Here is a 22,163-nt window from a genome sequence, read left to right as displayed (position 1 = left end):
GCTTCAGGTTGCAGTCTGCGGCCCGGACAATCCGAGCGGTGAGTCGAGGCGTCGCCGAGTGCGGACCAGGGGCCCGATCACGGCGAGGGTCGCGAAGAGAAGCGCGATTTCGATGAGGTAGACGGCGCCGTAGCCGACGGCGGGGCCGGTCAGCACATCGCCGAGGAAGCCACCGGTGGCGAGGTGCGCGAGCGTGTCCCGCAGAAGGCCGCCACTCGCGATGGCCAGGCCCGCGGCGGTCGCCTGCACGGCGCCCCAGCTGCCGAGCGCCAAACCCACCTTGTCGGGGGGCGCAGCCTGCATGCAGCTTGTCAGCGTGCCATGGCCGAAGAGGCCGGCGCCGAAGCCGATCACGCCGATCCCGCAGGCGAACAGGCCGGTGCTGGCCAGCGGGGCGGCCAACAGCACACCGGCGAAGCCCAGCGTGCCGAACATGGCCCCGAAGCCCGCGATGCGGTTGGCATCCGAACCATTGCCGATGCGTTTGGCCGCCAGCCAGAAGCCCAGAATCCCGCCAGAGGCGAAGAGAGCGGTCAGCAGCGTCGTCGCCCCCACGCTCAATCCCAGGATCTGTCCCCCATAGGGCTCGAGCAGGATGTCCTGCGCGGAAAAGGCGAAGGTGCCGATCCCGGTGGCGAGCAGGCGCCGGCCCCAGGGGCCGGTCTGCCGCAGCTCCCGCCAGGCGGCGATGAAGCTCGGCTCCTCCGTGCGGTCCATGTTGCGGTTGGGGACCCGCGGCTCCTGCTTCCAGACGGCGATGAAGTTGATGACCATGGTGAGCGCGGCCGCCCCCTGGATGACCTGGATCAGCTTGATCTGGCTGAAGGGCGTGAGAAGCGCGCCAAAGACGACGGAGGCGAGCAGCATGCCGAGCAGGAACATCACCGATAGCAGCGCCACCACCTTGGCCTGGACCTTGGGCGGCGCGATATCGGTGGCGAGTGCCAAGCCCGCCGTCTGCACCATGTGCATGCCGGCACCCACCAGCAGGAAGGAGATGGCGGCAGCCACCTGCCCCGCCCACATGGGGCCCGTCGTGTCGCCCGAGAGCAGGATCAGCGCGAAGGGCATCATCGCGAAGCCGCTGAACTGGAAGATGGTGCCGAACCAGATATAGGGCACACGCCGCCAGCCGAGCGCAGAGGCATAATTGTCCGAGCGGAAGCCGATCAAGGCGCGCAGTGGGGCGAAGACCAGCGGCAGCGCCACCATCACGGCCACCAGCCCTGCCGGGACCTGGAGTTCGACAATCATCACCCGGTTCAGCGTGCCGATCAGCAGCACCGCCGCCATGCCGACCGAAATCTGGAAGAGCGAGAGGCGCAGCAGCCGCGACAGGGGGAGTTCATCCGTCGCCGCATCGGCGAAGGGCAGCATCGCGGGCGAGAGCCGCATCCATTGTTTTGCGAGGCTGAAGCCCCTCATCGCCTCACCCATTCATAGGCCTGGGAGGTGTAGAAGCCGCGCTGCACCTTCCTGTGCCGTCCTGCCGTGAAGTCCCGCAGCGCCGGCTCGGCCGCGATCAGCCGCCGCAGCTTGGATTCCGCCAGCGGCGCGATGAAGGGCGCGCGGTCGCCGCGGGGGAACATCCGGCCCACCGTGATCATCGCCGTCAGCAGCGGCGAATTGGGCGCGACCGTGAAAAGCATCGACCGCCGGCAGCGCTTCGCCGCCCGCGCGAGTGCCGCCACGATGTCCGGCGCGTCGTAATGGATCAGGCTGTCCATGGCGACGATGTGGTCGAACTCGCCATGTTCCTCGCCCAGCATGTCGCCGGCGTGGAATGCGGGCTGGGGGCCGCCGATCTCGAGCGCCCGCTCCCGCGCGCATTCGATCAGCGTGGGCGAGAGATCTACCGCCACAACCTCGCCGCCGCGCAGCGCGGCCTCACTTGCCAGCGCGCCCGTGCCGCAGCCGGCATCGAGGATGCGAAGCCCGGTCAGGTCGGCCGGCAGCCAGGAGAGCAGCGTGTTCCGCATCTCCTCCCGCCCCGCGCGCACCGTGGCGCGGATGCCGCTCACCGGCGCATCCGAGGTCAGACGCTGCCAGGCGGCGGCGGCCGTCCGGTCGAAATAGGCTTCGAGCTTGCTGCGGCGCTCGGTGTAGGTGGCGCTGTGCATCAGTCGTAACCCAGCAGATCGAAGATCTCGCGATCCTTGAGCGGGCCCGCCTCCAGAGGATCAACACCCGCCCAGAGGCTGGCCGCGAGGCGCAGGTATTCCGCGCGCACCGCCTCCACTTCCGGGCTGTCATCCATCTCGAAGAGCGTCGCCTTCTTGAGGCGCGAGCGGCGGATCACGTCGAGGTCCGGGAAGTGGCCCAGCAGCTTCATGCCGGTCCGCTCATTGTAGCGCTCGATCTGGTCGGTGTCCTTCGAGCGGTTGGCGATCACGCCGCCGATCCGCACGCCGTAGTTCTTCGCCTTGGCATGGATGGCGGCGACGATACGGTTCATGGCGAAGATGCTGTCGAAATCATTCGCCGCCACGATCAGGCCGCGATCGGCATGCAGCAGGGGTGCGGCGAAGCCGCCACAGACCACATCGCCCAGCACGTCGAAGACCACCACGTCGGTGTCCTCCAGCAGGTGGTGCTCCTTCAGCAGCTTCACCGTCTGGCCCACCACATAGCCGCCGCAGCCCGTGCCGGCCGGCGGGCCGCCGGCCTCGACGCACATCACGCCGCCATAGCCCTCCACGACGAAATCCTCGGCGCGGAGTTCTTCCGCGTGAAAATCCACGCTCTCCAGCACGTCGATCACCGTCGGGATCATGCGCTTGGTCAGGGTGAAGGTGCTGTCATGCTTCGGGTCGCAGCCGATCTGCAGCACGCGCTTGCCGAGCTTGGCAAAGGCGGCCGAGAGGTTCGAGCTGGTCGTGCTCTTGCCGATGCCGCCCTTGCCATAGACGGCGAAGACCTTGGCCGTCTCGATCTTCGCGACCTGGTCCATATGGACCTGCACGCTGCCGGCTCCGTCCCCCACCTTCTGGGTATTGGCCCCGCGGATCAGCTCGGTTCGTGTCACGATGTTCATGCAGCCATCTCCGGGGTGATGCCTTCGAGCCTGTCTTCGAGTTCCTCGCCCGCGCGGCGCAGCGCCTCGAGCGTCGCGGCGTCGGGCGTCCAGTAGGAACGCTCGGTCGCTTCGATCAGGCGGTTTGCGATCTTGGCGGAAGCGGTGGGATTGAGGTTGGCGAGGCGCGCGCGCATCTCGTCATCCAGCATGTAGGTCTGCGCCAGGTGCTGATACACCCAGGGCTGCACCTGGCCGGTCGTGGCGGACCAGCCCATGGTGTTGGTCACGTGTTCCTCGATCTGGCGCACGCCCTCATAGCCATGGCTCAGCATCGCCTCGAACCATTTCGGGTTCAGCGCGCGGGTGCGCGTCTCGAGGCTGACCTGCTCGGCGAGCGAGCGGACGGTGCCCGCCCCCTTGGTCTGGTCGCCGATATAGACCGAAGGCTCCTGCCCGCGGACGCGCAGCACGGCGCGGCTCATGCCGCCCAGGCTGTCGAAGTAATGGCTGATGGTCGTGATGCCGCTCTCGACAGAATCCAGGTTCTGGTAGGTGCACTCGACGGTGCCGAGCACCGCGTTCATCACCGCATCCTGCCGGCGCGGGCGGCCATCCGCGCCATAGGCGAAGCCCTTGCGCTTCAGATAGGCTTCGGCCAGCTCGTCCTCATCCTGCCAGCCGCCATTGTCCACGATCTGGTTGACGTTGGCGCCATAGGTGCCGTCCGCATTGCCGAAGATGCGCAGGGAAGCGTCCTCGATGCTGCCGCCATGCTGGGCCAGATAGGCCATGGCGTGCTTGCGGATGAAGTTCATCGCCTCCGGCTCATCGGCCTGCGCCGCGAGCAGCGCTGCCTCGGCCAGCAGCTTCGTCTGCAGGGGCAAGAGGTCACGGAAGATGCCAGAGAGGCTGATCATCACATCAATGCGCGGGCGGCCGAGCCGTTCCAGCGGCACGAGCTGCGCACCACAGAGGCGGCCATAGGCATCATGGCGGGGCTCCGCGCCCATCAGCCAGAGCGCCTGGGCGATGGGCCCGCCCTCGGTCTTCAGGTTATCCGTGCCCCAGAGGACCATGGCGATGGTCTCGGGCAGCGCGGCCCCTTGCGCGCCGTGCCGCTCCAGCAGGCGGTCGGCCTGCTGCGCGCCGTCGCGGATGGCGAAGTTGGACGGGATGGCGAAGGGGTCGAAGCCGTGCAGGTTGCGACCCGTCGGCAGCACATCCGTGGTGCGCAGCAGGTCGCCACCCGGCGCGGGCTTCGTGTAGCCGCCATCCAGCGCGTGCAGGATGGCCGGGATCTCGTGCTCGGTGGCGAGAAGCTGGTCGAGCCGGGTGCGCTCGGCGGGATCCGTCACGCCGGCCGCGTCCAGCATCTCGGTGCGCTGCTGCGCGCTCATCGGCTGGCCCAGCGCGTGCAGGCCGTAGGGAATGAGCGTGTATTCCAGCTCCAGCAGCTCGGCCGTGAGCTTCATCATCCGCACTTCGCAGGCCTCGGCCTCCCAGGCGGGCTCAGCCTCGGCGAGTTCCACCGCGGCGGCCTGCGCCTGGACGAGCTGCGCCATGCTGGCCCGCGTCGCGGGGTCCGTGTCGGGTTCCAGCGCACGCCAGCGATCGAGGCTCGCCTTCAGGTCCATCAGGCCGCGATAGAGGCCCGCACTCGCCACCGGCGGCGTGAGGTAGCTGATAAGCGTGGCGCCCGCGCGGCGCTTGGCGAGCATGCCCTCCGACGGATTGTTCGAGGCGTAGAGGTAGAAATTCGGCAGGTCGCCGATCAGCCGGTCCGGCCAGCATTCGGCCGACATGCCAGCCTGCTTGCCGGGCATGAACTCCAGCGCGCCGTGGGTGCCGAAATGCAGCACCGCATCGGCCTGGAAGTCTTCGCTCAGCCAGCGATAGAAGGCGGCGAAGGCGTGGGTGGGGGCGAAGCCATGCTCGAAGAGCAGGCGCATCGGGTCGCCCTCATAGCCGAAGCCCGGCTGGACGCCGACGAAGACATTGCCGAAGCGCTCACCCAGAACATGGATGCTGGCGCCGTCGCTCTGCTGCCGGCCCGGTGTGGGGCCCCAGCAGGTCTCGATCTCGGCGAGCCAACGCTGCTTGCGAACGTGGTCATCCGTGCTGACACGCGCCGCGACATTGGCGAGCGAGCCATAGCGCTCGCGGTTGCCGGTGATGATCGCCTCGCGCAGCGCATCCACGCTCTCCGGTACCTCGACCGTGTAGCCCTCATCGCGCAGGCCGCGCAGCGTGGCATGCAGGCTCTCGAAGACCGAGAGATAGGCGGCCGTGCCGGTGTTGCCGGCATTGGGCGGGAAGTTGAAAAGCACGATGCCGACGCGCCGCTCGGCCCGCGCCTTGCGGCGAAGCGCGATCATCTTCAGCACCCGCTGCGCCAGCATCCCTGCGCGCTCGTAATGCGCCACCATGTCGCGGCCGCAGGACACCCCGTCGCAACCCGGGCAGCGGTCGCCCGGCGTGGTGGCGCCGCAGCGCCCGCCGAAGGTCATCGGCATGATGGCGCCATCCAGCTCGGGCAGCGCCACCATCATCGTGGCCTCGACCGGCGTCAGACCGCGCGCATCCTTGCGCCACTGGAAGATCGGCTGGAACTCGAGCGGATGGGCGCCGATATAGGGCACGTCGAGGGCGGCCAGCACGGTCTCGGCGGCGCGGGCGTCGTTGTAGGCCGGCCCGCCGACCAGAGAGAATCCGGTGAGCGACACCACGGCATCCACCGTGGCGCGGCCATCGCGCATGAAGAAGCGCTCGACGGCCGGGCGCTGGTCGAGGCCCGAGGCGAAGGCGGGGACCACCTCGATGCCGCGCTTCTCGAACTCGGCGATGACGCCGTCATAATGGCCCGCATTGCCGGCGAGCACATAGGAGCGCAGCACCAACAACCCCACCCTGCCCTGCGTGCCCGGCCGGCGCGGCAGGGCCGCGGCGTCATCGGCGAAGCGGTTGGGCAAAGCCGGGTGATAGAGGCCGATCTCGGGATATTCGACCGGCGCGCCGGGCTTGGCCACCGGGGCATCGGCGTAGCGATGCGCCAGCAGCCGCACCAGATTGGCCAGATTCTCCGACGAACCCGCCAGCCAGTACTGCAGGCAGAGCATGTAGGCCCGCACATCCTGCGCCACCCCGGGGATGAAGCGCAGGAACTTCGGCAGCTCCTTCAGCATCTTCATCTGGCCCTTGCCGGAGGAGCGCGGGCCCTTGGAGCCACGCAGCCGCTTCAGCATGCCCAGGATGCCTGTCGCCTCGACCGACATGTCGAACTTCTTGAGGCGGGTCAGCTTCACCACCTCGCCGGCCGACATCATGCCGACCATGGCGGCGCAATCGGGGCGGCGCGCTTCCAGCGCCGGCATCACCATCCGCACGTGGTCGTCAAGGAAGAGCATGGAGGCGATGACGATGTCGGCCCGCGCGATGTCGGCATGGCAGGCCGAGAGCGCATGCGCATCGCTGGCCCATTCATCCGCCGAATGCACAACCAGGCGAAGTCCTGGCATCTCGGCCGAGAGCTCCGCCTGCGCACGCTCCACCGCCACGCCAAAGTGACCATCCATGGTCACGATGACGACGTGGAGGGGATGCCCCCCCCTAGCGGGAGAAGTATGCTTTTGCGTCATACAGGGTCTCTACCGTGATGGTCCTGATGCCGTTCATCTCGGCGAATCGCTCCGTGTTGCGGCGGGCCTTGCCGCGCACGAAGAACGGGATCTTCTTCAGTTCCTTCTCGCCATCCGGCGTCCAGCTGACGGCACCCGGCGCTTCGATGACGGCTGCCTCGGGCGTCGGATCCACCGGCTCCGCCTCGCGCGGCGCGGTGGCGTGGCCGAGATGCGAGGGCGCGGCCTCGGCATGGAACTCGAAATCCTCGCGGAACATGCCGATCAGGTGTTCCTCCAGGCCCATCATCAGCGGATGCACCCAGGTATCGAAAAGGACATTCGCCCCCTCGAAGCCCATCTGCGGCGAGTTGCGCGCCGGGAAATCCTGCACATGCACGGGGGCCGAGATCACCGCGCAGGGCACGCCCAGGCGCTTGGCCACATGCCGCTCCATCTGCGTGCCCAGCACCAGTTCGGGCTGGACCGCGGCGATGGCGGCTTCGACCTCCAGATAATCATCGGTGATCAGCGCCTCGAGCCCGTGGCGCTTCGCGGCCTCACGCACCTCGCGCGCCTGCTCGCGGGAATAGGTGCCGAGGCCCACCACCTGGAAGCCCAGTTCCTCCGCCGCGACCCGCGCGGCAGCGACGGCATGCGTCGCATCGGCAAAGATGAAGACGCGCTTGCCGGTCAGGTAGGTGCTGTCCACGCTGCGCGAATACCAGGGCAGGCGCGAGCTCTCCTCGGCGAGGAATTCGCTCGCATCCACGCCGGCCAGGCCCGCGACCTCCGCGATGAAATCGCGCGTGGCACCGACGCCGATCGGGATGCAGCGGGTGAAGGGCTGGCCCAGGTTGCGCTGCATCCAGGAGGCCGCCTGGCCGGCCACCTCCGGGTAGAGCACCACGTTGAAATCGGCATCGCCGAGCCGCGCGAGGTCGGACGGGCGCGCGCCCAGCGGCGCCACCACATTCACCGCGATGCCGAGGCGGGCGAGGATCCCGCGCACCTCCTTCACATCGTCGCGATGGCGGAAGCCGAGCGCCGTGGGCCCGAGGATGTTGCAGCGGGGCGCGGCACCGGGCGCACGCTCCATCTTCACGGCGAAGCGGCGGATAAGCTGGTAGAGCGTCTCCGCCGCGCCCCAGTTCTCCTTCTTCTGATAGGCCGGCAGTTCCACCGGGATCACGGGAATCGAGAGAGCAGATGTGCCGGCGAGCCCGCCCGGATCATCCTGGATCAGCTCCGCCGTGCAGGAGGCGCCGACCAGCATGGCCTCCGGCTGGAAGCGCTCGGCCGCGTCGCGCAGCGCGGACTTGAACAGCTCCGCCGTGTCGCCGCCGAGGTCACGGGCCTGGAAGGTGGTGTAGGTGACCGGCGGGCGCGAATTGCGCCGCTCGATCATGGTGAAGAGCAGATCGGCGTAGGTGTCGCCCTGGGGTGCGTGCAGGACGTAGTGCAGGCCTTCCATGGCGGAGGCGACGCGCATGGCCCCCACATGGGGCGGGCCTTCATAGGTCCAGAGGGTCAGCTGCATCGCCTCAGACCTTCAACAGGCCGCGCCGCGCGAAGGGGCGCGCGAAGAGGCCGGCGAGGTCGCCCGCCTGGTCGTAGCCCTGCACCGGCGTGAAAACGAGCTCGATGGACCACTTGGTCGTGATGCCCTGTGCCTCCAGCGGATTGGCGAGGCCAAGGCCGCAGACCACGAGATCCGGCCGCGCCGCTTGGCAGCGGTCGAGCTGCTTCTCGACATCCTGGCCTTCGGAGAGGAGCGCCGATTCGGGCAGCAGCGGCATCTCCTCCGCCAGATGCTGGCGGTGCAGGTACGGCGTGCCGATCTCGATCGCTTCCATCCCGCATTCGCGGGTGAGGAAGCGCGCCATCGGCACCTCCAGCTGCGAGTCGGGGAAGAAGAAGACCGACTTGCCTTCAAGGCGCGCGCGGGGGGCGGCCAGCGCCTGGCGGGCGCGTGCCTCACCGGCCGCGGTCACCTCGTCGAAGCGGGCCGGACTCACGCCAAAGGCCTGGGCCGCGGCGCGAAGCCAGAGCGTGGTGCCCTCCGCACCCAGCGGGAAGGGCGCGGCGAGATGGCGGGCGCCGCGGGCCTCGAGCAGGCGGCCGGTCTCAGCCAGGAAAGGCTGGGCCAGCAGGAACTTCGTGCCAGGGCCCACCGCCGGCATCCCGCCCGCACGCCGCGCCGGCAGGAAGGCCACGCGCTCGATTCCCATCGCGGCAAAGAGGCGGCTGAACTGGTCCTCGACGACATCCGCGAGCGCGCCCACCACCATGAGCTGCGCGACATCCGATTGCGGCAGCTCCGGCACCAGCGCAGCCAGGCAGGCATCCTCGCCCTGCGTAAAGGTGGTCTCGATTCCCGAGCCCGAATAATTCAGCACGCGCACGCCGTTGAAGCGGCGATCCAGCCGCTGCGCCGCGCGATGCAGGTCGAGCTTGATCACCTCCGAGGGGCAGGACCCGACCAGGAAGAGCAGCTTGATGTCCGGCCGGCGCTCCAGCAGACGCGCCACGTTGCGGTCCAGCTCATCCTGCGCGTCGGCAAGGCCGGCCAGATCCCGCTCATCCAGGATCGCGGTCGCGAAGCGCGGCTCGGCGAAGATCATGACGCCGGCGGCGGATTGCAGCAGATGCGCGCAGGTGCGGGAGCCGACGACGAGGAAGAAGGCGTCCTGGATCTTGCGGTGCATCCAGACGATGCCGGTCAGGCCGCAGAAGACCTCGCGTTGGCCCCGCTCGCGCAGGACAGGGCGCGTGTCGCAGCCTGCCTCGACGGGCGCCGTGGCGGCTGGTCGCTCGAGGATGGCGCTCATGCGCCCTCGGCCTGCAGGCGCGCGGCGCGCAGCTTCAGGACGAATTGCGTGGCATTGATGACGTAGGCGGCATAGGCGGCCAGCGCCAGCCACATCTGGAAATGGGTATCGCCCCAGCCGGTGAAGAGCGCGCCGAGATAGGCCGTGTGCAGCGCCAGGACCAGCATGCTGAACACATCCTCCCAGAAGAAGGCAGGCGCGAAGAGGTACTTGCCGTAGACCTCATGCTCCCAGATGCAGCCGGTGATCATGATCGTGTAGAGCAGCGTGGTCTTGAGCACGATCGAGCCCTCGGCCCAGGCCAGGCCCTCGCCGCTGCCGAGGTAGCGGATGACGAGGCCCACGCTGACCAAGAAGACGAGGAACTGGACGGGGGCGAGGATTCCCTGCACCAGCGTCCAGGGCGTGGCGTCGCGGCGCGCCTTCTCCTCGGCCGTGTAGAGGGGCTGACGCGCGCCGGACGCGCCGGCGGCATGCTTGTGCTTCCGGCCGGAGGCCATGCCGTAGGGGCAGGAGTCCACCGCGTTGATCAGCCGATCGAGCACCTGGTTCGAAAGCATGGTGGCCTCACCCTCCGCTGCGGGGAGACGGGACCGGTCTGCGGAGGGGGTCGGGAAACTTCGTCCGATCCATTCGCATCTCCCGGCTGTCTCGGCTCCCTTTGGATAGGTGGAAGCTAGGTGGTCCCCCTCGTAGGTGTCAAGCAAGATTGACGTAAAGATGAATTGACAATCGGGGACGGCTCGGGGGATGATCCGCCGCCATGGGTCATTGAGGAAGCCGAGATCATGTTGCACAGCGCGGCGAGAAAGGCGGCCCAGCGATCCGGAAACGGAGCCATGGAGAACCCCCTCGCCCGTGCGACTTTCGGCCGCCGCCTGGGTGTCATCTCCCACCAGATCGAGCTTGCGGTAGGGCAGAACGTCATCCCCCTCCTCGCTGAGCTGCGGCAGCCGGTGGATGTCGCGGAAGTCGAGCGCCTGGCCGCATCCCTCACCCGTGGCGAGCGCGATGCCCTGGCACGGGCCATCGAGCAGCGCCGGATGGAAGGCCAATCATCCGAGCATCTGTGTCTGACTTTGTTGACACTCCTGGCGCGTCGCCTCGGTGAATGGTGGGAGCAGGACCGCTGCACCTTCGTCGAGGTCACGCTCGGCATGATCGTCCTGCACGAGCAGCTGCGCAGCCTGGCCCCAGGCCTCGCGCCAACGCCCCGGATCGGCGGCAGCCGCTCGGCCCTGATGATGACGAGCATCGGCAATCAGCATGGCATGGGCATCGCCATGGTCGCCGAGTTTTTCCGAGCGGGCGGCTGGGCCGTTGTGGATGACCCGGTGGACAGCGAGGCAGCGCTCCTTGCGCGCGTCGCGGAGCAGTGGTTCGGCCTCGTCGCCATCTCGGTCGCCTCCACTGAGGCCATGCCCGGCCTTGCGTCGCAGATCACGGCCATCCGCCGCCATTCCCGCAATCCGGAAGTGGCCGTCATGCTCGGCGGCCCGGCCCTGCTGGCCGAGCCCGGCCTCGCTGGCGCGCTCGGTGCCGATGCGACCGCCCCCGACGCGGCCGAGGCGCTGCGCCGGGCCGAAGCCTTGGTGGCTCTCATGACCGCGGCTCCATGATAACAGCGCCTTACAACCCACCCCCTTGCTGGAAGGAACGGATATCGCGTGTTGGGATTTGGCACCCCGGGCCAGTCGCTGGGAGACATGGATGCGGAAGCCGCATCCCGCCTGATCGCCGCCGCCGCTGACGCGACGCTGGTGCTTGATGGTGATGGCGTGATCCGCGACATGGCTTTCGGCAATGCCGACCTCGCCGCCGCCCTGGGTGGGCGCAAGGCATGGGTTGGCCGTGCCCTCATCGATTCGGTCGCAGAGGACAGCCGCCCGAAGGTTCAGGACATGCTGGCCGGCGCGGCGGGGCATGAGGCACCGCGGTGGCGCCACCTGAACCTGCGCGGCATGGACGGCGTGAGCCTGCCGCTCCTCTGTGCCGCGAACCAGGTCACGGGGTCTGGCCGCAGCGTGGTCTTCGCGCGCGACCTTCGTCTGCTGGCTTCGCTGCAGCAGCGCCTGGTCGAGGCACAGCAGGCCATGGAGCGGGAATATGGCCGGCTGCGCCAGGCCGAGACCCGCTATCGCCTGCTCTTCCAGATGTCGGGCGAGCCGGTGCTGGTGCTCGATGCTGCGAGCCTGCGCGTGCTGGAGGCGAACCTCGCGGCCGATCGCCTTTTCGGCGCGGAGCCGAGCTTCCTCGACGCCTTCGCGCCCGAGGAACGCCCGAAGATCGAGGCGCTGCTGGCCGCGGTGCGCAGCGCCGGCACCGCGGAGGAGCGGCGGGTCACGCTGGCCGGCACGGGGCGCGAGGTGCTGCTGTCCGCCTCGCTTCTGCGGCACGAACGCAGCGCCCTCTTCCTGGTCCGTCTCGCCTATCTGGGCGCGGAGCGCGAGCCGGTGACAGCCGCCGCCTCCAGCACGCGGCTCGCCGGCTTCGTTGAAAACACGCCCGACGCCTTCGTGCTGATCGGGGCGGATGCCCGCATCATCACGGCCAACCCGGCCTTCCTCGACCTCGCCGAGCTGCCGAACGAGGCGCAGGCGCGTGGCGAGGAGCTTTCCCGCTTCCTCGGCCGTCAATCCATCGAGCTGGACGTCCTGCTGGCCCAGGTGCGCGGCCGCGGCCCGGTGCGGCTGTTCCGCACGATCATGCGCGGGGACCACGGGTCGCAGGCGGATGTCGAGGTCTCGGCCGTTTCCGTCATTGATGGCGGGCAGCCTTGCTTCGGCTTCACCATCCGCGACATCGGCACCCGCCCCGCCCAGCAGCCCGAGGCTGCCGCCGCCCTGCCCGCCGCCGGCCAGCTGACCGACCTTGTTGGCCGCGTGCCGCTGAAGGAGCTGGTGCGCGAGGCGACCGATGTGATCGAGAAGCTCGCCATCGAGGCCGCGCTGGAGCTCACCGGCAACAACCGCGCCTCCGCGGCCGAGATGCTCGGCCTCTCGCGCCAGTCACTCTACGTGAAGCTGCGCCGCTACGGCATCGGCGAAGCCGATGCGGATGAGGAGGGCTGACATGTCCGAGACGGCCATCACCCGCCCCGACCCCTCGGCCGTGCTCGAGCTGTTCAAGCCCGTCACGTGGTTCCCGCCGGTCTGGGCCTTTCTGTGCGGGGTGGTGGCCTCGGGTGCGCCGATGTCGGGCAAGTGGGGCTTCGCCGCACTCGGCCTGCTGCTTGCCGGGCCGATGGTCTGCGCGACGAGCCAGGCGGTGAATGACTGGTTCGACCGGCATGTGGACGCGATCAACGAGCCGCACCGGCCGATTCCCTCGGGCCGGATCCCGGGGCGGCTTGGTCTCTATATCGCGATCTTCTGGAGCTTCGCCTCGCTGCTGGTGGGCGCCACGCTGGGCACCTGGGGCTTCGCGGCGACGGTGGTCGCCCTTGCTCTGGCCTGGGCCTATTCGGCCCCGCCGCTGCGTCTCAAGCTGAATGGCTGGTGGGGCAACCTCGCCTGCGGGCTCAGCTACGAGTCGCTGCCCTGGATCACGGCGGCGGCCGTCATCTCGGGCGGCGCCCCCGCCCTGCCCGTCATCGTGATGGCGCTGCTCTACGGCCTCGGCGCGCATGGCATCATGACGCTGAACGACTTCAAGTCCATCGAGGGCGACACGCGCACCGGCGTGCGGAGCCTGCCGGTTCAGCTCGGCGCCGAACGCGCGGCGCTGGTCGCCTGCTGGATGATGGCGGTGCCGCAACTGGTGGTGATCGGCCTGCTCTTCGCCTGGGGCACGCCCATCCATGCCGGCGTCGTGATCCTGCTCCTTGCGGGCCAGGTGGCCGCGATGGTGAAGATGCTGCGCGATCCGAAGGCCCTGGCCCCCTGGTACAACGCGACCGGGATCGGGATGTACGTACTCGGCATGCTCGCCACCGCCTTCGCGCTCCGGGGGATCGCCTGATGGGCCCGTGCGCCGCGACCTCCGCCCCCCGGCCAGCGGTGACCGGCCTCTCCTGGCTCAGCATCGTCCGGCTGGGCCTGGTGCAGACGGCGCTTGGCGCCATCATCGTGTTGACGACTTCCACGCTCAACCGCGTGATGGTGGTGGAATACGCGCTGCCGGCCATGCTGCCGGGCATCCTCGTCGCCATCCACCATGCGGTGCAGATGCTGCGCCCCCGGCTCGGCTACGGAAGCGACATGGGCGCGCGCCGCACGCCCTGGATCATCGGGGGCATGGGGGTGCTGGCGCTGGGTGGCGTCACGGCCGCGAGTGCCGTCGCGTTGATGAGCCTCTCGCTCGGCTGGGGCGTGGCTCTTGCCGCCCTGGGATTTTTCCTGGTGGGTCTGGGCGTCGGTGCGGCCGGCACATCGCTGCTGGCCATGCTCGCCTCGATGGTGGAGCCGGAGCGGCGCGCGCCAGCGGCCACCATCCTCTGGGTCATGATGATCGTGGGCTTCGCGGTCACCGCCGGTGTGGCGGGCAAGCTGCTCGATCCCTTCTCGCCGCTGCGCCTCGTGGCCGTGACGGGCGGGGTTTCGCTGGTGGCCTTCCTGCTCGCCTGCGTCGCGTTGATCGGCATCGAGCGCGGCGCCCGCGCGCCCGTGGCGCATGAGGGCGAGCGCCCGGCCTTCGCCGCCGTGCTGCGCGAGGTCTGGGAGGATCCGGCGGCGCGGCGCTTCACCGTCTTCGTCTTCATCTCGATGCTGGCCTACAGCGCGGCGGATCTGGTGCTGGAGCCCTTCGCCGGCGAGGTCTTCGGCCGGACCATCGGGCAATCCACCGCGCTCGCGGGGCTGCAGAATGGCGGCACGCTGGGCGGCATGGTGGTCATGGCCATCTTCGGATCGGGCCTCTTTGGGCAGCGACTGGCGTCGTTGCGTGGCTGGACGGTCTGGGGCTGCGTCGGCTCCGCCGCGGCGCTCGTGGCCTTGGCACTCGCGCCACGGCTGAGCGGCAGCGTTCCGCTCGAGGCGCTCTACGTGGCGCTCGGCCTTGCCAATGGCGCCTTTGCCGCGGCCGCCATCGCCTCGATGATGCAGCTTGCGGGTGCAGCGCGCACCGGCACGCGCATGGGCCTCTGGGGTGCGGCGCAGGCCATCGCCTTCGCGCTCGGAGGCTTCGGCGGCACGGTCGTCTGTGACGTGGCGCGCTGGGCGCTCGGTGATCCCGCCCAGGCCTATGCCGCGGTCTTCTTCGGCGAGGCCGCGCTTTTTCTCCTCTCGGCCCTGATCGCGACGCGGCTTGCCGTGCCTCGCCTGGCCCAATTCCGCATGACCCCGATGAAGGAGGCCATTTCGTGAGCCAAGAGACCTACGATGTCCTGGTCGTCGGCGGTGGCCCCTCGGGTGCCACCGCAGCGCATGATCTGGCGCGCGCCGGCAAGCGGGTGGCCATGCTCGACCGCGCGGGCCGCATCAAGCCATGCGGCGGCGCCATCCCGCCGCGCGCCATCCGCGACTTCGCCATCCCCGACCATCTGATCAAGGCGAAGATCAACAACGCGCAGATCGTCTCGCCCAAGCGGCGCCGCGTGGACATGCCGGTCGAGAACGGCGGCTATGTCGGCATGGTGGATCGCTGCGAGTTCGATGAATGGCTGCGCGAGCGCGCGGCCGGAGCGGGCGCCGAATGGATTCGCGGCACCTCGCATGACTTGGAGCGCGACCCGGACGGCACCGCCGTCATCACCTATGAACCCAAGGGCGGTGAAGGGCTTCAGCGCATCCGCGCGAAGATGGTGATCGTGGCCAATGGCGCGCGCAGCGACCTCGCGATGCAGGCCATCCCCGGCCAGGGCCACCCGAAATGCGTGTTCGCCTATCACGAGATCGTGAAGGTGCCGGAGAGCGGCTTCGACGGCCAACGCTGCGATGTGATCTATGACGGCCGGACCTCGCCCGACTTCTACGCCTGGATCTTCCCGCATGGGGATACGGCCAGCATCGGCACGGGCAGCGCTCAGAAAGGTTTCTCGCTGCGCGGCGCCACCGCCATGGTGCGCGAGGAGAACGGCCTCGCCCATGTCGAGACGATCCGGCGCGAGGGTGCGCCCATCCCGATGAAGCCGCTCAAGAAGTGGGACAATGGGCGGGATGTGGTGCTCGCCGGGGACAGTGCCGGCGTCGTCGCCCCCGCCTCGGGCGAGGGCATCTACTACGCCATGCTGGGCGGCCGCCTCGCGGCCGAAGCCGTGCAGATGGCGCTCGCCACCAATGACGCAGCCGCCCTGAAGAGCGCCCGCAAGCGCTTCATGAAGGATCACGGCAAGGTCTTCATGATCCTCGGGATCATGCAGTTCTTCTGGTACCGCAATGACTGGGTCCGGGAGCGTTTCGTGAAGATGTGCATGGACAAGGACGTCCAGCGCCTGACGTGGGAATCCTACATGAACAAGGAATTGGTCCGGAAGGACCCGCTGGCGCATGTGAAGATCTTCTTCAAGGACATGGCCCATCTGCTCGGCCTGGCGCGCGCCTGATGGACCTCGCCGCCCCCCACCACGCCCGGGCCCGTGCCAAGCGCCATCACGGCCCCACCCTGCCCATGAAGGTCGGCACGCGCGGATCGCCGCTGGCACTCTACCAGACGCGGCATTTCCTGGACCTGATCCGTGCCGTCTGCCCGCTGCTGCGCGAAGTCGAAGCCTTCGAGGAGCATGAGATCAGCACGGCGGGGGACCGCGTGCAGGATCGCCGCCTCGCCGAGATCGGCGGCAAGGGCCTCTTCGCCAAGGAGATCCACGAGGCGCTGCTGGATGGCCGCGTGGATTTCGCCGTCCATTCGCTGAAGGACCTCGAGACGGAGTTGCCGCCCGGCATCGTGCTCGCCTGCACGCTGCGCCGCGAGGATCCGCGCGATGCGATCGTGCTGGGCGATGCCTGCCACCGCCAGGCCTTCCGCGACCCCCGTGGCTTCACCAGCGCCGCGCATCACGACAATCCGGACCCCTTCGCGGCCCTGCCCAAGGGGGCGCTGGTCGGCACCGCCTCGGTGCGCCGGCAGGCGCAGCTGCTCAACGCGCGGCCAGACCTGCGCTGCGAGGTGATCCGCGGCAATGTGCAGACGCGCCTGTCGCGCGTGGCGACCGGCGAGTTCGACGCCTCGCTGCTGGCACTCGCCGGCCTGAAGCGGCTGGAGCTCGAGCATCACGCGGGCGTCATCATCAGCCCGGATGACATGGTGCCCGCGGCCTGCCAGGGCATCATCGGCGTCACCGTCCGCGCCGACGATGTGGAGCTGCATGAGCTTCTCTCGGCCATCTGCGACCCCTGCTCGCGCCCTGTCAGCCTCTGCGAGCGGGCCTTCCTGGGTGCGCTGGACGGCTCCTGCCGGACGCCGATCGGCGGCCATGCCACGCTGACCGATGACGGGCAGATCCGCCTCACAGGCCTCATCGCCCGCGCCGATGGCAGCTTCGTGCTGCGCCGGACGCTGACGGGCGATGCCTGCGACGCCGAGCGCATCGGCCGTGCGCTGGGCGAGGAGATGCTGGTGGACAGCCCGGCTGACGTCTTCGCCTGAGGATGCCAGACTGAACGCGTGACCCAGCGCGTCCTCATCATCGGGGCCGGCATTGCCGGCCTCACTGCCGCCGCCATGCTCGCATCGCGCGGGCATGACGTGACCATCCTCGAACGCCAGGCCGCCCCGGGCGGCAAGATGCGGCATCTGCCCATCGGCGAGGCGCGCATCGATGGCGGGCCCACCGTCTTCACCATGCGCTGGGTCTTCGACGAAATCTTCGCCGCCTGCGGCACCAGCCTCGCCGAGCATCTGACGCTGCAGCCCGTCGAGGTCCTGGCCCGCCACGCCTGGGACGGGCGCCCGGGCCGGCTCGACCTATTTGCCGACATCCAGCGCTCGGCCGAGGCGATCGGGGCCTTCGCTGGCGCGGCCGAGGCGCGCGGCTATCTGGACTTCGTCGCGCGGGCGAAAAAGACCTTCGCCGCGCTGGAGGCGCCCTTCATCCGGAGTTCCCGCCCCTCCCCCATGGGCCTCGTGGGCCGTGCGGGAATCGGCGGCATGGGCCGGCTGCTGGCCACCTCCCCCTTCACCACGATGTGGAACGCGCTGGGCGAGCATTTCAAGGATGCGCGGCTGCGCCAGCTCTTCGGCCGCTACGCCACCTATGTCGGCTCCTCGCCCTTCCTGGCGCCGGCGACGCTCATGCTCATCGCCCATGTGGAGCAGGAGGGCGTCTGGCTGGTGGAGGGCGGGATGCACCGCGTGGCCCGCGCCTTCGAAGCGCTGGCAGCGGCCAAGGGCGCCCGCTTCCGCTACGAGGCGGACGTGGCCGAGATCCTGGTGAAGGGGGGCCGCGCGGCGGGGGTGCGGCTTGCGGATGGCGAGGTGATCGAGGCGGCCACCATCATTTCCAACGGGGATGTGGCGGCGCTGTCATCCGGGCGTTTCGGCCAGGCGGCGATGGGGGCGGTGGCAGCCGTGCCGCGCGCGCGGCGCTCGCTCTCCGCCGTCACCTGGGCCATGCATGTGCGCACCGAGGGCTTTCCGCTGGTGCGGCACAACGTCTTCTTCTCGGGCGACTACACGCGCGAGTTCGACGAACTGACGCAGCAGGGCCGGCTGCCCTCCACACCCACCGTCTATGTCTGCGCGCAGGATCGCGGCGATGACGACAGCGCGCTGGAGGGGCCCGAGCGGCTGCTCTGCCTGATCAACGCCCCGGCGCGGGGCGATTACCGCCCCATCCCCGAATCTGCCATGGCCGAGGCCGAGCGCGCGACCTTCGCCCTGCTGGCCCGCTGCGGCCTCACGGTCGAGCGCGACCCGACTCGCGAGATCCTGACGACGCCGACGGGCTTCGACGCGCTGTTCCCGGCCACGGGCGGCGCGCTCTACGGTCAGGCGGTACATGGCTGGTCCGCGACCTTCGCAAGACCGGGCACGGCCACCAAGCTGCCCGGGCTTTTTGTTGCGAGCGGCAGCGCCCATCCCGGCGCGGGCGTGCCCATGGCCGCGCTCTCGGGCCGGCTGGCCGCGTTGCGTGTTCTGGAGGGGCGCTGAGGGAAGGTGGTGCTGTTGGGGAGGATTGAACTCCCGACCTCTCCCTTACCAAGGGAGTGCTCTACCACTGAGCTACAACAGCCTGCGCCGCGGTTCCTAGCCACGCGGCTTCTCCCTGACAACCCCATGGCCACGAAAATCCGTCATGCGCCCGGGCAGCGATCGCGATGCCGTGGCGCCCCGTCACATCACCCGCATCGGCCAGGAGGGGATCCCGGGCCCGATCCGTCGAAGAGCCGCGACGCCGACGACCTCCTCCCGCAATCCGCTTTCGCCAATGTCGGCAGCGGCGGCGGCGCTCCTGGACCGTGCTGCGTTCACTTCGCGCGGTCCAGCCCTCTGCTGAGAGGATGATTCCGCGTTTCGGCGGTTCCGCCTCAACGCATCATGCTCTCAGGGCCGGGCAGCTCACCCGCCCGGCGCACGCCGGAGCCCGCGGCCGAGGCGGCGCAGCGGTTCGGCCAATGGCCAGGCAGGGGTGCCGCAAAGGCGCTCCACCAGGGCTCGCGCCCAGCCGCGACGCCGTCGCTCCAGCTCCTCCTCCAGCGCGAGAAGCTGCCCCTGGAGCGCGGCCGTGATCCGTCGCTGTTCCAGCAGTTCCTGCCCCATGGGCTCGCGGCGCGGATGGGCCGGGCGGCGCTGGCGCCCCTCGCCCATGCCCGAGCGGATGTAGTGCAGCAGGGGGTTCGCCCCGGCACGGGCCACATCCGCATAGGTCTCGACGTACCAGCTGCTGCTGAACCAGGGCCCCGGGTCGTGGCCCGCCGACGCGCCGTGGCGCAGGTAATGATCCGCCGGGTGAAGCCCCTCGGCCAGCGCCTCCGGGTGGTGCAGCGCGTACCAGGCCGCGTCGAAGAGGACGGAGGCTGCGATCACCTCGGCCTCCGGGGAGGCCGGACGCCGGGCCTGGAATTCGGCAGGGCAGGGCATGGGCGCTGGGGAGGGGCGCGGCAGATGGCACAGCGCCGCGACCGCGCGCAACGCTGCCGCCACCGGCGCCGCCGGGATGTCGCGCACCGGGCCGGTCGCGTTGCGCACCAGGCGGATGCCCGGCCCCCCGCTCGCATAGAAGCCGGTATAGGGGAGATGGCCGTCAAAGGGCGGCTGTTGGCCGAGCAGGATCACGCCCGGCACGCCCTGGGCATTGGCAAGATGGGCCGGCCCGCTGTCCACGCCCAGGAAGACCGCCGCGCGGCGGATCACCTCGGCGGTGACCAGCACCGGCAAGCGGTTGACCAGGCTGATGCTGGCCGGCAGCGGCGGCGGCAGGCGGGCCGCATCGCCCGCCCCCACCTCCACCACTTCGAGGCCCAGCTCCTCACGCGCAACCCGGGCGATCTCCGACCAGCGCGCATCGTCCCAATCCTTGGCCGCGAGGTTGGAGACGCGATGGAGGACGCAGAAATGCCGCGGCAGGCCGAGCGCATCGGCGGCGGCAACCTCGGCGGTCCCCAGGTATAGCCGCGGCGGAACCGAAAGGCGGGGCAGGCCAGCGCCCTGGCTGAAGGCCTCCAGCAGGGCGCCGTGATGGAAATAGGTGCGCGGATTGATGCCGGGATCCCCACCCGCCCTGGTGAGGACGAAGCCGCAAGGCTGGCAGGGCTTCTCCTCGACATGCAGGTCGAAGACCGCATCATGCGCGCCCGAGGCGGCAAGCGCGCTCCATTCCCCGAGGCAGCCGACGATCAAGCTGCGATCCACATGCGGGTTCGAGTCGATGAGGTCGCGATAGGGAGTGGCGACGGCCCAGTCCAGCTGCGCATCCGGGTGGCGCAGCCTCAGGTAGCGGGCGACGGGCTCGCAGGCGGCGATGTCACCCAGGTGCTCGATCAGCCCGACGAGGATTCGCATGCCTCACCATATCCGGCCCGGCGGGGAGCGCGACAGCCCGGTGCCGGGCGCATTCCATCCGGACGGCGCATCCTCTAGGCTCGCGCCGCCATCCAGGGAGAACGACCATGACCACCACCGTCCAAGCCATGCTGGCCGCCGCCAATGCCGCCGTGCCGCGCATCTCCGGCGCGGAGGCGGTGGCCATGGCCGAGCGCCCGGACGTGCTGATCCTCGATGTGCGTGACGCCGCCGAGGTGAAGACGACGGGAAAGGCCAAGGGCGCGCTCGCCGTCTCGCGCGGGCTGCTCGAATTCCGTGCGGATCCCGAGGCACCGACGCATGACGCCCAGTTCGACCGCGCCAAGACCATCATCATCCATTGCGCCTCGGGCGGCCGCGCCGCACTCGCCGGGCAGACGCTGAAGGCCATGGGCTATACCGATGTCCGCAATCTCGGCGGCTTCAAGGATTGGGTGGCAGCGGGCGGCGAAGTCGAGCCAGGCTGACCAGCGGGGCGGCCCGGCTGACGGCGCTGACCAGCCGGCCTGGCGGAAAGGACAGCTTGCAGGCGCGTGCCTGACCGCGAGGCCATGGCCGCACGGGGGGCGCCAGGGTCTTGGGCTGCCTTGATGGGACAGCCACCGCCACCGGACCCGGGCACCGCGCGCTGGGCGCTTGGGATGAGCGTATCGCCTGCTGTCAGTCCTGCCGCGGGCTGAGATCCGGCATCTCACCTGACGCCAGCTACCTTCCGGGAGAGACTGGAGCCTTTTCCGCTCGCCCCGGCTCGCTGCGAAGCCTCTAGACATTTGTTTTTGCGAGCATCTTCACCCGATCAGATGAGTCCATCTGATCGGGATCTGCTCTATATCGGACAGTGATTCGTTCGGGTCCGCGATAAAAAATTTTTTACCACATCAAATAAATGACTTCAAATTGACAATGAAAAAGCGCGGATCTTCCGCGATCGGCTGCACTCCAATTTGTCTGTAGAATCGCATGACGTCTCTATTCTCACGCGAATACCACCATTTGTTAAATCGACAAATAAACTGACGACGGCCGGACAATTGTCTGGCGATGTCGGCAAGAAACCACTCATGATCTTCAACGGTCCAGCCGGTGCGCACACCTTCCTCATCACGTTCGCTGTCAAAAGCCAGCCAGAAAGCCAATACAGCCTCGCTACCCGGGGTGACAGGCGTGGAGACCCGTCGTGCCACAAAGTGCTCCCGAATCAAATGCTTGATACCAAGCTCCGACCTGAGCGCGTCATAGACGCCGAGTTGCTCGAACTCGATGTCACATCCCGTCATTCTGGTTCCGTAGAAGTCCATCATGAGGCGGAATAAATAACCCGGCCCAACTCCTATTTCGAACGCGGCTTCGAAGCCCTTCAGGAAGGGCATGAATTTGCGCCACTTTTCCATCTTGCTCCGTGCGTCCACGGCATACTTCACCGGAGCCGAACGCCAACGCGAGCCATCTTCGGTCAGCATGGGAAGCCCAGGCGCGGAGCGCCGGGCAAAACCCAGCCTCGGCGAGAGCGCTTCGGGATCATACATCGCGCGCAGCAGCTCGAATTCGGCTGTGAGGCGTTCACCGACGCGCTCTCCCGCCTGGATCAGAGGTTCGGCGAGGTCATCGAACTGGCGAGCGTCGTCATTCATCACCGAACCCCTGCTGATCATCGGGAAAAGCAAGCCCGGCTGAGGCTCCAGAATATGCATTCGATGAATATGCCGAACAACCGCCGAGGCCGGCCGGAGAGCCCATGCCCCTGCGCGGGCCGTCTCGCTCGCCGCCGGTTCTGAAAGGGGCAGCCGCGCAGGATGACAGGCT

General features: G+C 68.8%; 17 protein-coding genes and 1 tRNA gene. 8 read left to right on the top strand and 10 right to left on the bottom strand.

Translation table 11 applies throughout. The annotated features are described in order from the left end of the window. Window positions 1-3: 3 nt before the first annotated feature. Genes KTR66_RS07880 through bchF form a run of 7 tightly spaced genes read right to left on the bottom strand, consistent with a single transcriptional unit; the run spans window position 4 to window position 10,021 of the window. Window positions 4-1,395, bottom strand: a complete 1,392-nt coding sequence (locus KTR66_RS07880) for a BCD family MFS transporter (protein WP_305799133.1) — start codon at window positions 1,393-1,395, stop codon at window positions 4-6. Window positions 1,396-1,421: 26 nt separating this feature from the next. Further along, a complete protein-coding gene (gene bchM / locus KTR66_RS07875) occupies window positions 1,422-2,120 on the bottom strand; it encodes a magnesium protoporphyrin IX methyltransferase (protein WP_213612021.1) in 699 nt (232 codons plus the stop codon). Continuing rightward, window positions 2,120-3,034 carry a ferredoxin:protochlorophyllide reductase (ATP-dependent) iron-sulfur ATP-binding protein gene (bchL, locus tag KTR66_RS07870; RefSeq protein ID WP_213612020.1) on the bottom strand — a complete coding sequence of 305 codons (915 nt, stop codon included), beginning with the start codon at window positions 3,032-3,034 and terminating at the stop codon, window positions 2,120-2,122. The genes bchM and bchL overlap by 1 nt, the downstream gene beginning before the upstream one ends. Next, window positions 3,031-6,651 (bottom strand): magnesium chelatase subunit H, encoded by a 3,621-nt coding sequence (locus tag KTR66_RS07865; protein WP_213612019.1) that lies wholly within the window; start codon window positions 6,649-6,651, stop codon window positions 3,031-3,033. The genes bchL and KTR66_RS07865 overlap by 4 nt, the downstream gene beginning before the upstream one ends. Beyond that, window positions 6,623-8,170 (bottom strand): ferredoxin:protochlorophyllide reductase (ATP-dependent) subunit B, encoded by a 1,548-nt coding sequence (gene bchB / locus KTR66_RS07860; RefSeq protein ID WP_213612018.1) that lies wholly within the window; start codon window positions 8,168-8,170, stop codon window positions 6,623-6,625. Before bchB ends, KTR66_RS07865 begins: the two co-directional genes overlap by 29 nt. A 4-nt stretch (window positions 8,171-8,174) precedes the next feature. Continuing rightward, on the bottom strand, window positions 8,175-9,461 hold the full coding sequence (locus KTR66_RS07855) for a ferredoxin:protochlorophyllide reductase (ATP-dependent) subunit N (RefSeq protein ID WP_213612017.1): 1,287 nt from the start codon (window positions 9,459-9,461) through the stop codon (window positions 8,175-8,177). Beyond that, window positions 9,458-10,021 carry a 2-vinyl bacteriochlorophyllide hydratase gene (bchF, locus tag KTR66_RS07850; RefSeq protein WP_213612016.1) on the bottom strand — a complete coding sequence of 188 codons (564 nt, stop codon included), beginning with the start codon at window positions 10,019-10,021 and terminating at the stop codon, window positions 9,458-9,460. Before bchF ends, KTR66_RS07855 begins: the two co-directional genes overlap by 4 nt. A gap of 279 nt (window positions 10,022-10,300) precedes the next feature. Here bchF and KTR66_RS07845 point away from each other — a divergent pair, with 279 nt between their 5' ends. From KTR66_RS07845 to crtD, 7 genes are all read left to right on the top strand, one after another. Continuing rightward, on the top strand, window positions 10,301-11,080 hold the full coding sequence (locus KTR66_RS07845) for a B12-binding domain-containing protein (RefSeq protein ID WP_213612015.1): 780 nt from the start codon (window positions 10,301-10,303) through the stop codon (window positions 11,078-11,080). Between the two features lie 87 nt (window positions 11,081-11,167). Next, window positions 11,168-12,532: a transcriptional regulator PpsR gene (gene ppsR / locus KTR66_RS07840; protein WP_213612014.1), complete on the top strand. Its 1,365-nt coding sequence runs from the start codon at window positions 11,168-11,170 to the stop codon at window positions 12,530-12,532. Window position 12,533: 1 nt separating this feature from the next. Next, window positions 12,534-13,421, top strand: coding sequence for a chlorophyll synthase ChlG (gene chlG / locus KTR66_RS07835; RefSeq protein ID WP_213612013.1), 888 nt, complete (start codon window positions 12,534-12,536; stop codon window positions 13,419-13,421). Beyond that, complete coding sequence (locus tag KTR66_RS07830) at window positions 13,421-14,764, top strand: BCD family MFS transporter (protein ID WP_213612012.1); 1,344 nt, start codon at window positions 13,421-13,423, stop codon at window positions 14,762-14,764. Before chlG ends, KTR66_RS07830 begins: the two co-directional genes overlap by 1 nt. Next, on the top strand, window positions 14,761-15,942 hold the full coding sequence (locus KTR66_RS07825) for a geranylgeranyl diphosphate reductase (RefSeq protein WP_213612011.1): 1,182 nt from the start codon (window positions 14,761-14,763) through the stop codon (window positions 15,940-15,942). Before KTR66_RS07830 ends, KTR66_RS07825 begins: the two co-directional genes overlap by 4 nt. Further along, the gene (gene hemC, locus KTR66_RS07820) at window positions 15,942-16,985 is read left to right on the top strand and encodes a hydroxymethylbilane synthase (RefSeq protein WP_213612010.1); all 1,044 of its coding nucleotides are present in this window, start codon (window positions 15,942-15,944) and stop codon (window positions 16,983-16,985) included. The genes KTR66_RS07825 and hemC overlap by 1 nt, the downstream gene beginning before the upstream one ends. 18 nt (window positions 16,986-17,003) lie before the next feature. Then, a complete protein-coding gene (gene crtD / locus KTR66_RS07815) occupies window positions 17,004-18,488 on the top strand; it encodes a 1-hydroxycarotenoid 3,4-desaturase CrtD (protein WP_213612009.1) in 1,485 nt (494 codons plus the stop codon). Window positions 18,489-18,495: 7 nt separating this feature from the next. Here the strand turns inward: crtD and KTR66_RS07810 are convergent. Both KTR66_RS07810 and KTR66_RS07805 read right to left on the bottom strand, forming a co-directional pair. Beyond that, a tRNA-Thr gene (locus KTR66_RS07810) sits at window positions 18,496-18,570 on the bottom strand. Window positions 18,571-18,896: 326 nt separating this feature from the next. Next, window positions 18,897-20,339 (bottom strand): glycosyltransferase family 9 protein, encoded by a 1,443-nt coding sequence (locus KTR66_RS07805; RefSeq protein WP_213612008.1) that lies wholly within the window; start codon window positions 20,337-20,339, stop codon window positions 18,897-18,899. Window positions 20,340-20,446: 107 nt separating this feature from the next. Here KTR66_RS07805 and KTR66_RS07800 point away from each other — a divergent pair, with 107 nt between their 5' ends. Beyond that, window positions 20,447-20,827: a rhodanese-like domain-containing protein gene (locus tag KTR66_RS07800; protein WP_213612007.1), complete on the top strand. Its 381-nt coding sequence runs from the start codon at window positions 20,447-20,449 to the stop codon at window positions 20,825-20,827. A gap of 411 nt (window positions 20,828-21,238) precedes the next feature. On the opposite strand, the gene KTR66_RS07795 is transcribed toward KTR66_RS07800, so the two are convergent. Next, window positions 21,239-21,991, bottom strand: coding sequence for a hypothetical protein (locus tag KTR66_RS07795; protein WP_213612006.1), 753 nt, complete (start codon window positions 21,989-21,991; stop codon window positions 21,239-21,241). Window positions 21,992-22,163: the final 172 nt, after the last annotated feature.

The organism is Roseococcus sp. SDR, assembly GCF_019083995.1.
In the GTDB taxonomy this organism is placed as follows: Bacteria; Pseudomonadota; Alphaproteobacteria; order Acetobacterales; family Acetobacteraceae; genus Roseococcus.
The sequence above is the reverse complement of the archived record's forward strand: the minus strand, read 5'-3'. Positions and strand labels throughout refer to the sequence as shown.